Consider the following 11657-nt stretch of genomic DNA (forward strand, 5'->3'; position numbering starts at 1 on the left):
GAATTACTGGCCTTCGCTTTGTGGACTTCTTCTGACTCGGACTTCTTATTTGGACTTCGGCTCCTTGTGGCCGCCAAAGCCCGCGCGCATCGCGGAGAGAATCTTCTCGGCGAAAGTGTGTTGCTGCCGCGAACGGAAACGTGTGTAGAGCGCCGCCGTCAAAACTTCGGCCGGCACGGCCTCGTCGATCGCCGCGTTCACGGTCCAGCGTCCTTCGCCGGAATCCTCGACGAAGCCGGAATATTCCGTCAACGCCGGGCTGCCGGCGAGTGCCGTCGAGGTGAGGTCGAGCAGCCAGGACGGAATCACGGAGCCGCGTCGCCACACTTCGGCGATATCGGCGAGATCGAAATCGTAACGATGATCCGCCGGCAAGGCCTCGATGTTGGCGTTCTTGAGGATGTCAAAACCTTCGGCATAGGCCTGCATCAAGCCGTATTCGATGCCGTTGTGGATCATCTTGACGAAATGCCCGGCGCCGACAGGGCCAGCATGGATGTAGCCCTGCTCGATGCGGGAATCGCGCCCCTCGCGTCCCTCCGTGCGCGGAATGTCGCCGGCGCCGGGCGCGAGCGCGGCGAAGATCGGATCGAGCCGGTCGACCACCTGTTTCTCGCCGCCGATCATCATGCAATAGCCGCGGTCGAGGCCCCAGACGCCGCCGGAGGTGCCGACGTCGACATAGTGGATGCCGCGCGTCTTCAGCGCCTTGCCGCGGCGGACGTCGTCCTGCCAGAAGGTGTTGCCGCCGTCGATGATGACGTCGCCTTCCTGCATCACGCCCGCGATCGTGCCGATCGTGGTCTCGGTGATGTGGCCGGCCGGCAGCATCACCCAGGCCGTACGCGGCCGCTCGAGTTTCGAGATGAACTCCTCCAGCGTCGCGGAGCCAACCGCGCCGTCTGCGGCGAGGCCAGCGACGGCCTTGGCGTCCTTGTCGTAGACCACGGTCGAGTGGCCGTGGCGCATCAGCCGGCGAACGATGTTGCCGCCCATTCGGCCGAGACCGATCATGCCGAGTTGCATCTGAGAGATTCCCTTAATTCAGTGCGTCGCTAAGCGCCGCGTTGAGCGCAGCGAGACCTTTCTTGAGCCCGCCCTTTAGGTGGACCCGCAGCGCGCGCCGGCCGCGCTCGGTGAGCACGTCGAAGTCGCCGCGCGCCTGTGCTGCCTTGATGATTCCGAAGCTTGCCTTCTGGCCCGGCACGGGCAAGTCCTTGGCGTCGTCGGCAGTGATCTGGAGGAATACGCCGCTATCGGGCCCGCCCTTGTAGGCTTGCCCGGTCGAGTGCAGGAAGCGCGGTCCAAACTCGGCGCAGGTTGCGACGTGCCGCTTCTCGCGCACTTCGAGCCGCATGGTTTGCAGTGCCTCGATCGTCGCCTTATCGCGCGCGATGTAGCCGAGCAGGGCGACATAATCGCCATGGTTGGAGCGCGACAGATGCGCCTTCAGCCATGAGGTCAGGTCGCCATTGGCGCCGGCAGCGCGCAACGCCGTGACGTTGGTCTCGTCGGTGTAGAGATCGGCTTCATCCGTGCTGACCACCGGCTGCTCCGCCGGCAGCGCCCCGGTTTTCTCGAACGACGCGGTGAGCTCGCGGGTCTTGATCTTGGCCGCTTCCACGTCCGGCTGGTCGAACGGATTGATGCCGAGGATGCTACCCGCCACCGCCGTTGCCATCTCGAAGCGAAAGAACTCCTGGCCAAGATGGTCGATCGACTTCATTGTGATGCGCACCACGGGATGGCCGGCCGCTTCGACCGCGGCAAGCTTCGAGTCGTGGGCGGCGTCCGCCTCGCCCTCGATACGGATGTCGATGAAGAGCCGGTCATTGCCATAGACCGCGGGTTCGCCCAGCGGCTCGCCGTCGATCGGGATCAGGCCCTTGCCGTCCTTGCCCGTCGATTCCGCGATGAGCTGTTCGGCCCAGGCGCCAAAATCGGCGATCTTCTTCGACGACAGGATCGTCACCTTGTCGCGGCCTTCGAGCGCCGCGAGGCCCATGGCAAGGCCGAGCTGCACGCCCGGGTTTTCGCTTGGCGGCACGTCCGGTCCGCAGGAGCGGACCATCGCAAGCGCGTGCTTGACGAAGGTCTTGATATCGACGCCCGCGGTTGCCGCCGGCACCAGGCCGAACGGCGAGAGCACCGAATAACGTCCGCCGATGGAGGGCTCGCCGTGGAAGATGCGGGCATAGTTCAGCTTCTTCGCCGACTTCTCCAGCGACGAGCCGGGATCGGTCACCGCGATGAAGCGGAAGCCGGTCTTGGCCTTCGGGCCGAGGGCCTGCGCGACGCGCTCATGGAAATAATCCTTCATCGCGTTAGGCTCGGTGGTGCCGCCGGATTTGCTGGAGACGATGAACACGGTGTTGGCGATGTCGATCCTGGCCTCCATCGCCCGCACCTGCGCCGGATCGGTGGAATCCAGCACGTGCAGCTTCGGGAAGCCGGACTTCCGCGCGAACGTCTCGGCCAGCACCTCGGGACCAAGGCTCGAACCGCCCATGCCGAGCACGACGGCGTCGGAGAACTTCTGGCCCTTCACGCGGTTTGCGTAGTCTTCATAATCGGCGACGTCGGCTTTGGCGGCGCTGTCGAGCCAGCCGAGCCATTTGTCCTCGTCGCTTCCGGTCCAAACCGATTTGTCGCGCTGCCACAGCCTGCGGATCTTGGCAGAGGCGCGCCATTCCTCGGTGCTCTTGGCCACGGCCTTGCCGAGACCGTCGCCGAGCGAGAGAAGCTGGCGGTCGATCGCGGGCCCGAGCACGGTGGCGCGCTTGTGGGCGACCGCGCCATAGAGCTTGTCGGCGGCATCGGCAAACTGCTTGACGCCGTCCTTGACGAGCTCTTCGGTGACGGCATCGAGCGAGACGCCGGAGCGCTCCAGCTCTTCCAGCACACGGCGGGCGTCGTCGACATTCTCTTCAAGGCTGTCGCGCGGCGTGCCGTGGTCGCGGAACGCATCCAGCGTCGCCGGCGGCACGGTGTTGATGGTGTTGGGACCGATCAATTCCTCGACATAGAGGACGTCGCTGTAGTCCTTGTTCTTGGTGCCGGTCGAGGCCCACAACATGCGCTGCGGCTTGGCGCCCTTGGCGGCAAGCTTGTCCCAGCGGGGACCCGAGAACAGCCGCTTGTAGTCCTGATAGGCGACCTTGGCGTTGGCGATCGCGACCTTGCCCTTCAGCGCGGCGAGCCGTTCCTTTTCGCTCGGGTCGTTGGCGCGAGCGATCTTTTCGTCGAGCTGCTTGTCGACCACCAAATCGATGCGGCTGACGAAGAAGCTCGCCACGCTCGCCACGTGCGAGGGGTCGCCGCCACCTGCGACGTATTTCTCCAGGCCGGCGAGATAGGCCTCGGCGACTTGCAGATAGACGTCCCTGGAGAACAGCAGCGTGATGTTGATGCTGATGCCGTCGCCGATGAGCGTTTCGATCGCGGGCAGGCCCTCCGGCGTCGCCGGCACCTTCACCATCAGGTTCTTGCGGTTGACGTCCTTCCAGAGCCGCCGCGCCTCGGCGACCGTGCCGGCGGTGTTCATCGCCAGATAGGGCGAGACCTCCAGGCTGACATAGCCGTCGCCGCCTTTCAGTCGGTCGTAGACTGGGCGCAGCACATCGGCGGCGTTCTGGATGTCCTCGACCGCGACAGCCTCGAACAGGTCGGCGACCGACCGATCGCCGCGCTTCAACGCCCTGCCGATCTGCGCGTCGTACTCGTCCGAGCTGCCGATCGCCTTCTCGAAGATCGATGGATTGGAGGTGACGCCCTTGACGCCGTCGGTGTCGATCAGCCGCTTCAGGTCGCCCTTGGCGATGAAGCCACGGGCCAGGAAGTCCAGCCAGACGGCTTGTCCGTGCTTTTCCAGTTCTTTGACGGGATTCATGCTGCTTATTTATCTCCAAGCCTGCGGGCGAGGGGTTTCCGCGCCGGTCCTGACGCGCTATCCTCTAGCTTACATGCTTCCTTGAGGGAACCATTCAAGGGTATGGACGTCATACTCTCCAGTGTAACTCCGTCGCCATCATGGCGATCCGGGTGAAGGAGCCGAGTTACGTAAAAAGTCGTTGGCCGCGAGGAATCGGCCGGGGGCTCGTTGCGTAGCGTTAGCTGCCTAACCTCGTCGCTAGTGGCTGCGCGGAGTACGATCGGCGGATTCCGGTCCGCCTGATGCATTGTGGCTCGGTCGCGAATGGCCATGCTGGGGGAAGCATGCACGCAGATCATGCAGATCATGATGGCCTGGCGCCCGCTGTCGCTGACAGCCCGCAATCGGTCACGCGGGCCGGATGCATCGACGCCTCCAACGATCTCGAAATCAGTCTATGCAAGACCCAACTATGGCTGCTGGTCGCGGCGGGTTTCGCCGTGACACTGCTCAGCGCCGGCCTGGCCTTAGCTTGGTGGGGCGGCATGAGCGACTACGATACCGCGATGGGCTATGCGGGCGTCGCGCTGTTCGGTCCGATCACCTGCTGGCTGATCTGGGTGCTCCCCGCCGAACGGGGGCCGGTGGTGATCGTCACCCCCTACGGCATCCGCGATCTCCGCATCGGCAATGAATTTCTGCTGTGGGACTCGATCGCGGAGATTTCGGCTGAAGAACGCCGCGGGCGCAAGATGATCGTGCTGACGCCGACGCCGGCCTTGCAGCGGCAGCTCTGCACCATCCGCGGCTTGGCCCGTTGTGCTCAGAACGGTCGGATTGTCATTCGGTCGGAGGGTTTGGCGACCGATTTTGATACACTGCTGAGGGCTTGCCGCGACTGTCACGCTGCCAGTAGTCCGCGCACTGCATTGCAGCAGGAAGATGAACGCGGCACCCAAGGCTTCGCCGTACAAGCGTCATAAGATCGCCGCTCGCGGATCGCTATGGTGCCGGGCAGGATAGGCTCATCCCCGGTAACGCCCGGATGTTGCGACCGAGTGACATTTTCTGGAAATAGGCCAATATAGATAGAGATTCGCACAAATTACGGGCAGGTGCCTGTTCGTAACCCAACGAGTGCCTACGTTGTGCGTTGCGTCGAGTCGACACCAGGGTGTCCAATGATCGTCATGTGCTCACGCTGATTCGATCCGGCCTGAGGAACGGTCCGGTAACTGCTTTCGTTTCAGCTTGTAGCGGAACTCACGCGGAGAGGGATCATGTACAACGATTCTCTATTCAACGCTTTCGCTAAGTCGTTCGAGGCGAGAAGCCAGCACGACATGTCGATGGCGGAATATCTGGAATCGTGTCGAAGCGATCCCATGAAATACGCGAACGCGGCCGAACGATTACTCGCGGCGATCGGCGAGCCCCAGACGATTGACACGGCCAAGGACCCACGCCTTGGCCGTATTTTTTTGAACCGCACGATCCGCACCTATCCGGCCTTCGCCGGTTTTTATGGCATGGAAGAAACCATCGAGCGCATCGTCGGTTTCTTCCGTCACGCAGCGCAGGGCCTCGAAGAGCGCAAGCAGATACTCTATCTGCTCGGTCCGGTCGGCGGCGGCAAATCCTCGCTTGCCGAGCGGCTGAAGTCGCTGATGGAAGTGCATCCGATCTACGTGCTCAAGGCCGGCGACGAGTTGAGCCCGGTGTTCGAAAGTCCGCTCAGCCTGTTCGATCCGGATCAGCTCGGCCCGATGCTGGAAGAGAAATACGGCATTCCGCGCCGCCGTCTCACCGGCCTGATGAGCCCGTGGTGCTACAAGCGGCTCGAAGCCTTCGGCGGTGACATTTCCCAGTTTCGGGTCGCCAAGATCCAGCCGTCGCGGCTGCGCCAGATCGCGGTCGCCAAGACCGAGCCCGGTGACGAGAACAACCAGGACATCTCCTCGCTGGTCGGCAAGGTCGATATCCGCAAGCTCGAGACTTACGCACAGAACGATCCCGATGCCTACAGCTATTCGGGCGGCCTCAATCGCGCCAACCAGGGCATCCTCGAATTCGTCGAAATGTTCAAGGCGCCGATCAAGATGCTGCACCCGCTGCTGACGGCAACGCAGGAAGGCAACTATATCGGCACGGAGAATATCGGCGCAATTCCGTTCACCGGCGTCATCCTCGCCCACTCCAACGAAGCCGAGTGGTCGAGCTTCAAGGCCAACAAGAACAACGAGGCCTTCATCGACCGCATCTGCGTGATCAAGGTGCCTTATTGCCTGCGGATCACCGAAGAGCAGAAGATCTACGAGAAGCTGATCCAGGGCTCCGAGCTCGCGGCCGCGCCGTGCGCCCCTTCGACGCTGGAGACGATGGCCCGGTTCTCGGTGATGTCGCGTCTGCGCAAGCACGAAAATTCCACGGTGTTCGCCAAGATGCGGGTTTACGACGGCGAAAGCCTGAAGGAATCCGATCCGAAGGCGCGCAGCGTCCAGGAATATCGCGATGCCGCCGGCGTCGACGAGGGCATGGACGGTGTCTCAACGCGCTTCGCTTTCAAGATCCTGGCTGCCACCTTCAACCATGATCCGCAGGAAGTCGCCGCCGACGCCGTGCATCTGATGTACGCGCTGGAGCAGTCGATCAAACGCGAGCAGCTGCCCGAGGAAGTCGAGAAGCGCTACCTCGAATTCATCAAGGCGGATCTCGCACCGCGCTATGCCGAGTTCATCGGCAACGAGATCCAGAAGGCCTATCTCGAATCCTACTCGGATTACGGCCAGAACCTGTTCGACCGCTACGTCGATTACGCCGATGCCTGGATCGAGGACCAGGATTTCAAGGATGCCGACACCGGCCAGCTGCTTGATCGCGAACTGTTGAACCAGGAATTGACCAAAATCGAGAAGCCGGCGGGCATCGCCAACCCGAAGGATTTCCGCAACGAGGTGGTCAAATTCTCGTTACGGTCGCGCGCCCAGAACGGTGGCAAGAATCCGACCTGGATCTCCTACGAGAAGATTCGCGATGTGATCGAAAAGCGGATATTCTCCCAAGTCGAGGACCTGCTTCCGGTCATCTCCTTCGGGTCGAAGAAGGACGGCGAGACGGAGAAGAAGCACGGCGAATTCGTCGCACGCATGGTGGAGCGTGGCTACACCGAGCGTCAGGTTCGCCGGCTCGTCGAGTGGTATATGCGCGTGAAGCAGGCCGGTTGAGGCGGATGGAAAGTGCCCATTCACATTATTGACAGGCGCCTGAATCCAGGCGGCAAGAGTCTTGAGAACCGGCAGCGGTTCTTGCGTCGGGCCAAATCCCTGGTGCAGGGCGCCGTCAAGAAGACCTCGCAGGAACGAGACATCAAGGATGTCCTGGAGGGTGGTGAGGTCACGATCCCGCTCGATGGCATGCACGAGCCGCGGTTCCGCCGCGACGGCGGAACGCGGGACATGGTGCTGCCCGGGAACAAGAAGTTCATCGAGGGCGACTATCTCCAGCGCTCCGGCCAGGGCAGCGCCAAGGATTCCGGTCCGGGCGAAGGCGACGGCGAGGACGCCTTTCGTTTCGTCCTGAGCCGCGATGAGTTCGTCGATCTCTTCCTCGACGATCTCGAGCTGCCGGATCTTGCCAAGCGCAAGGTCGCGCAGACCGAGAGCGAAGGCATCCAGCGCGCCGGGTATACCACCTCGGGCTCGCCCGCCAACATCTCGGTCAGCCGGACGGTGCGGCGCGCGCTTGCGCGCCGTATTGCGCTCAAGCGTCCCCGCAAGGACGAGCTCGAAGAGCTGGAAGCCGCGATCGCCGCATGCACGGACGAGGACGAGCGTGTGGTGCTTCTCGCCCAGCTGGAAAAGCTGAAAGCGAAGATCAAGCGCATTCCCTTCATCGATCCGCTTGACATCCGCTACCGCCGCTTCGAGACGGTGCCCAAGCCGGTGGCGCAAGCCGTGATGTTCTGCCTGATGGACGTCTCGGGCTCGATGTCCGAGCACATGAAGGATCTCGCCAAGCGGTTCTACATGCTGCTCTACGTGTTCCTGAAGCGCCGCTACAAGCATGTCGAGATCGTCTTCATTCGCCACACCGACCGCGCCGAGGAAGTGGACGAGCAGACCTTCTTCTACGGTCCGGCCTCCGGCGGCACGCTGGTTTCCAGCGCGCTCCAGGCGATGCACGAGATCGTGCGCGAGCGCTTCAATCCGTCGGACTGGAATATCTACGCCGCACAAGCCTCCGACGGCGACAATTCCTATTCCGACGGTGAGCTCACGGGCATGCTGTTGACCGACAAGATCCTGCCGATCTGCCAGTTCTTCGCCTATCTCGAGGTCGGGGAATCAGGCGGCAGCGCCTTCGATCTCTCCGACTCCTCGCTCTGGACCCTCTACGAGCGCCTGCGCAACAGCGGCGAACCGCTCTCGATGCGCAAGGTCAGCGAGCGCAGCGAGATTTTTCCGGTGTTCCACGATTTGTTCCAGCGCCGCGAAACTGCCCAGGAGAAGACCGCTCCATGACGGAACGCTTGTTCGAAGGCGCCGATTGGGATTTTCACATCTTGCAGCGCATCACCGATGCCTGCGAAGAGGTGGCGACCAAGGATCTCGGGCTCGACGTCTATCCGAACCAGATCGAGGTGATCACCGCCGAGCAGATGCTGGATGCCTACTCGTCGGTCGGCATGCCCCTGTTCTACAAGCATTGGTCGTTCGGCAAGCAGTTCGCGTATCACGAGGCGTCCTATCGCAAGGGACTGATGGGGCTCGCCTATGAAATCGTGATCAACTCCTCGCCCTGCATCTCCTATCTGATGGAGGAGAACACGGCGACGATGCAGACGCTGGTGATTGCCCACGCCGCCTTCGGCCACAACCACTTCTTCAAGAACAATTATCTGTTCAAGCAGTGGACCGACGCCGACGGTATTCTGGACTACCTCGACTTCGCCAAGAAGTATGTGATGAGCTGCGAGGAGCGCTACGGTCGCGTCGAGGTCGAGCGCACTTTGGATGCCGCGCATGCGCTGATGTCGCACGGCATCGACCGCTATCCCGGCAAGAAGAAGCTGGATTTGCGCGAGGAAGAGAAGCGTGCCGGCCGTCGCCGCCAGCACGAAGAGGAGGTCTTCAACGATCTCTGGCGCACGGTGCCCAAGGGGGCGTCGAAGACCCGGTCAGCCATCTCCCTCGAACGGCGCCGCAAGCTGCTCGGCCTGCCGCAGGAAAACCTGCTGTATTTCCTGGAGAAAAGCGCGCCGCGGCTGGCGCCCTGGCAGCGTGAGCTTTTGCGCATCGTCCGCCACATCGCGCAGTACTTCTATCCGCAGAGCCAGACCAAGGTGATGAACGAGGGGACGGCGACCTACGTCCACTATCGCATCATGACCAAACTGCACCAGCAAGGCCGCATCACCGACGGCAATTTCCTCGAATTCCTCCAGTCGCACACCAATGTGGTGTTCCAACCCGAATTCGACGATCCGCGCTTTTCCGGCTTCAACCCCTACGCACTCGGCTTCGGCATGATGCAGGACATTGAGCGCATCGTCACAAATCCCGCGGACGAGGATCGTGAGTGGTTCCCCGATATCGCCGGCAAGAACGACGTGATGGGCGTGCTGCGCGACGTCTGGGCTAACTACCGCGATGAAAGCTTCATCGCGCAGTTCCTGAGTCCGAAGCTGATGCGGCACCTCCGCATGTTCCATCTGCACGACGATCCCGAAGAGCGTGCGGGCATCCGGGTCGATGCCATCCACGACGATCGCGGCTTCCGCCGTGTTCGGCGCGAATTGGCGCGGCAGCATGATGTCGGCTACATCGACGCCAATATCGAGGTGGTCGACGTCGATCTCTCCGGCGACCGCCGGCTGATCCTGCATCACCATGTGATCAAGGGCTCGCAGCTCAACGAGACCGACGCCAAGCGGGTGCTCCAGCACCTCGCCGATCTCTGGACCTACGACGTCGCGCTGATCGAGGTCGACGGCAACGACAAGGTCTTGCGCGAATATGTCGTGAGCCCGCGCCCGATTCCGGTGGCGGCCTGACGCCGCCGTCTACGGAGAACGCTTCTTGGCCGGCTTCTTCTTGGCCTTGCTCGTGTTCAGGGCCGCCGCCGCGCGGATCAGCGCCTTCAACGCCTTCTCGTTGATTTTCGCGCCTTCGTGGAAATCGATCGCGCGCCGCACGTTGCCCTCGAGGCTGGAATTGAACAGCCCGGCCGGGTCGTCCAACGCAGCGCCTTTGGCAAACGTCATCTTAACGACGGCCTTGTAGGTCTCCCCCGTGCAGATGATGCCGTCGTGCTCCCACACGGGCACGCCGCGCCATTTCCATTCCTCGACAATGTCAGGATCGGCCTCCTTGATCAGGCCGCGGATTCGCTTGAGCATCTCGCCGCGCCAGTCGCCGAGCTCCTTGATCCTGCCGTCGATCAGCTTGGAAGGCGAAGGCCCATTTGCTTCCTTCGTGCTGCCTGTCGCCGCGGTCACGGCCTTTTTCATGATCGCGCCTCCCGTCGCGCGTCATCGCGCTTGCCGAGATAGGGCAGCGCGAACAGGTAGAGTCCGGTGATAAGCATCGGAATCAGCGGGACGAGCGCCAGGAAGCCGATCCAGGCGGCCTCGACCTGCTGGATCATGGCGACGATGTTCGCGATGACGGCGAGCGTGAAAGCGATCGACAGCCAGCGATGGATTTGCCGAATCCACATGTTCGAGCTCATTGGGATCTCCTTTGGAAATGATCTGAAGAGACGCCGGCTGGGCTAGTCAGCCCGCGCCAGCACCTCGTCCAGCTTGGCGAAAAACTGCTTCCAGCCGGCATGCGCGCCGCCAAAAGCCTGCTTCTGCGTCGGGCTGAAGCCGGCTTGCTCGACCCGCAGTTGCGTGCCGGCGCCCGTCGGTGTCAGCGTGAAGGTCACGACGCTCTTGAGATCGAACGCCGCGTCGTCATGCGTGAAATTCCAGGTGTAGGCGAGCGTGCGCTGTGGCTCGATGGTGAGGACCTCGCAGTCGAGCACGCCACCCCACTCGCCGCGAAGATTGAAGCGATGGCCGACGGTCGGCTTGAAGTCGTTCTTCATCAGCCATTCCTCGATCAGGTGCGGCTGCGTCAGCGCGCGCCAGATCCGCTCCGCCGGAAAGGCAAACTCGCGCTCGATGACGACAGAACGCATCTCGGTAGCGGCTTCGGTCATTGGTCCATCCTCTTCAGGAGATCGTCGAGCGCGTCGAGTCGGTTTTGCCAGAACCCGGCCATCTGGCCGGTCCAGTCGATCAGCGGATTGAGCGCGGCAGGTTGCGCGCTGTAATGCGTTTGCCGTCCTTGATGCCGGTCGCGCACCAGCCCGGCCTGCTTCAGCGCGCCGAGATGTTTTGAGACCGCCGGCTGGGAAACGCCTGATACCGCCGTCAGTGCCCCGACCGTCTGTTCCCCTTCGCGGCACAGCCGCTCGAAGATCGCCCGCCGGGTTGGATCGGCAAGCGTCCTGAACAGATCTTGAGCGGCAGACATGATATCCATAACCTGCAAGTTATGGATTGATTCATAACCCTGTAGTTATGGATGAGTCAAGCAGGATGTTGCGCCCAGCGGCGGCGCCCCATTCTCCGTCATTGCGAGTTGGGACGGGCATTGAGGAGCCGACGCGCGCTGGATGCAATCCAGTCCCTCCGTGGAGGCAGACTGGATTGCTCACATGGGGAATGTGTGTGTCAAGGAGAGCAGTCACCTTTTTGTTCGACTGCGGCCACCTCTTCGTCCCGACCGCGGGCTGTGCA

The 11657-nt window shown here is 62.3% G+C and carries 9 protein-coding genes and 1 pseudogene; 4 read left to right on the top strand and 6 right to left on the bottom strand.

Annotation, left to right across the window (positions count from 1 at the left end):
* Positions 1–45: 45 nt before the first annotated feature.
* Both gnd and ABIB00_RS21625 read right to left on the bottom strand, forming a co-directional pair.
* Positions 46–1026 carry a phosphogluconate dehydrogenase (NAD(+)-dependent, decarboxylating) gene (gene gnd, locus ABIB00_RS21620; protein WP_354105774.1) on the bottom strand — a complete coding sequence of 327 codons (981 nt, stop codon included), beginning with the start codon at positions 1024–1026 and terminating at the stop codon, positions 46–48.
* 13 nt (positions 1027–1039) lie between these two features.
* A complete protein-coding gene (locus ABIB00_RS21625; RefSeq protein WP_354105775.1) occupies positions 1040–3889 on the bottom strand; it encodes a bifunctional transaldolase/phosoglucose isomerase in 2850 nt (949 codons plus the stop codon).
* A 306-nt stretch (positions 3890–4195) separates the two neighbouring features.
* On the opposite strand from ABIB00_RS21625, the pseudogene ABIB00_RS21630 reads away from it, so the two are divergent.
* From ABIB00_RS21630 to ABIB00_RS21645, 4 genes and pseudogenes are all read left to right on the top strand, one after another.
* Positions 4196–4854, top strand: a pseudogene (locus tag ABIB00_RS21630) (STM3941 family protein).
* Between the two features lie 297 nt (positions 4855–5151).
* Positions 5152–7095 carry a PrkA family serine protein kinase gene (locus ABIB00_RS21635; RefSeq protein ID WP_247350872.1) on the top strand — a complete coding sequence of 648 codons (1944 nt, stop codon included), beginning with the start codon at positions 5152–5154 and terminating at the stop codon, positions 7093–7095.
* An 18-nt stretch (positions 7096–7113) separates the two neighbouring features.
* Positions 7114–8391 (top strand): YeaH/YhbH family protein, encoded by a 1278-nt coding sequence (locus tag ABIB00_RS21640; protein WP_354105789.1) that lies wholly within the window; start codon positions 7114–7116, stop codon positions 8389–8391.
* Positions 8388–9923 (top strand): SpoVR family protein, encoded by a 1536-nt coding sequence (locus tag ABIB00_RS21645; protein WP_354105776.1) that lies wholly within the window; start codon positions 8388–8390, stop codon positions 9921–9923. The genes ABIB00_RS21640 and ABIB00_RS21645 overlap by 4 nt, the downstream gene beginning before the upstream one ends.
* Positions 9924–9932: 9 nt before the next feature.
* On the opposite strand, the gene ABIB00_RS21650 is transcribed toward ABIB00_RS21645, so the two are convergent.
* Genes ABIB00_RS21650 through ABIB00_RS21665 form a run of 4 tightly spaced genes read right to left on the bottom strand, consistent with a single transcriptional unit; the run spans position 9933 to position 11391 of the window.
* The gene (locus ABIB00_RS21650; RefSeq protein WP_354105777.1) at positions 9933–10379 is read right to left on the bottom strand and encodes a DUF1801 domain-containing protein; all 447 of its coding nucleotides are present in this window, start codon (positions 10377–10379) and stop codon (positions 9933–9935) included.
* Positions 10376–10600, bottom strand: a complete 225-nt coding sequence (locus ABIB00_RS21655) for a hypothetical protein (protein WP_354105778.1) — start codon at positions 10598–10600, stop codon at positions 10376–10378. Before ABIB00_RS21655 ends, ABIB00_RS21650 begins: the two co-directional genes overlap by 4 nt.
* Before the next feature lie 42 nt (positions 10601–10642).
* Positions 10643–11074: an SRPBCC family protein gene (locus ABIB00_RS21660; RefSeq protein ID WP_354105779.1), complete on the bottom strand. Its 432-nt coding sequence runs from the start codon at positions 11072–11074 to the stop codon at positions 10643–10645.
* Positions 11071–11391 carry an ArsR/SmtB family transcription factor gene (locus ABIB00_RS21665; protein WP_354105780.1) on the bottom strand — a complete coding sequence of 107 codons (321 nt, stop codon included), beginning with the start codon at positions 11389–11391 and terminating at the stop codon, positions 11071–11073. The genes ABIB00_RS21660 and ABIB00_RS21665 overlap by 4 nt, the downstream gene beginning before the upstream one ends.
* Positions 11392–11657: the final 266 nt, after the last annotated feature.

It is taken from the genome of Bradyrhizobium sp. LB14.3, assembly GCF_040547985.1.
Lineage (GTDB): Bacteria > Pseudomonadota > Alphaproteobacteria > Rhizobiales > Xanthobacteraceae > Bradyrhizobium.

Coding starts and splice junctions, on each gene's coding strand:
- ABIB00_RS21625 (WP_354105775.1), bottom strand. CDS start 3,889: ATGAATCCCGTCAAAGAACTGGAAAAGCACGGACAAGCCGTCTGGCTG.
- ABIB00_RS21635 (WP_247350872.1), top strand. CDS start 5,152: ATGTACAACGATTCTCTATTCAACGCTTTCGCTAAGTCGTTCGAGGCG.
- ABIB00_RS21665 (WP_354105780.1), bottom strand. CDS start 11,391: ATGTCTGCCGCTCAAGATCTGTTCAGGACGCTTGCCGATCCAACCCGG.
- ABIB00_RS21645 (WP_354105776.1), top strand. CDS start 8,388: ATGACGGAACGCTTGTTCGAAGGCGCCGATTGGGATTTTCACATCTTG.
- ABIB00_RS21660 (WP_354105779.1), bottom strand. CDS start 11,074: ATGACCGAAGCCGCTACCGAGATGCGTTCTGTCGTCATCGAGCGCGAG.
- gnd (WP_354105774.1), bottom strand. CDS start 1,026: ATGCAACTCGGCATGATCGGTCTCGGCCGAATGGGCGGCAACATCGTT.
- ABIB00_RS21650 (WP_354105777.1), bottom strand. CDS start 10,379: ATGAAAAAGGCCGTGACCGCGGCGACAGGCAGCACGAAGGAAGCAAAT.
- ABIB00_RS21655 (WP_354105778.1), bottom strand. CDS start 10,600: ATGAGCTCGAACATGTGGATTCGGCAAATCCATCGCTGGCTGTCGATC.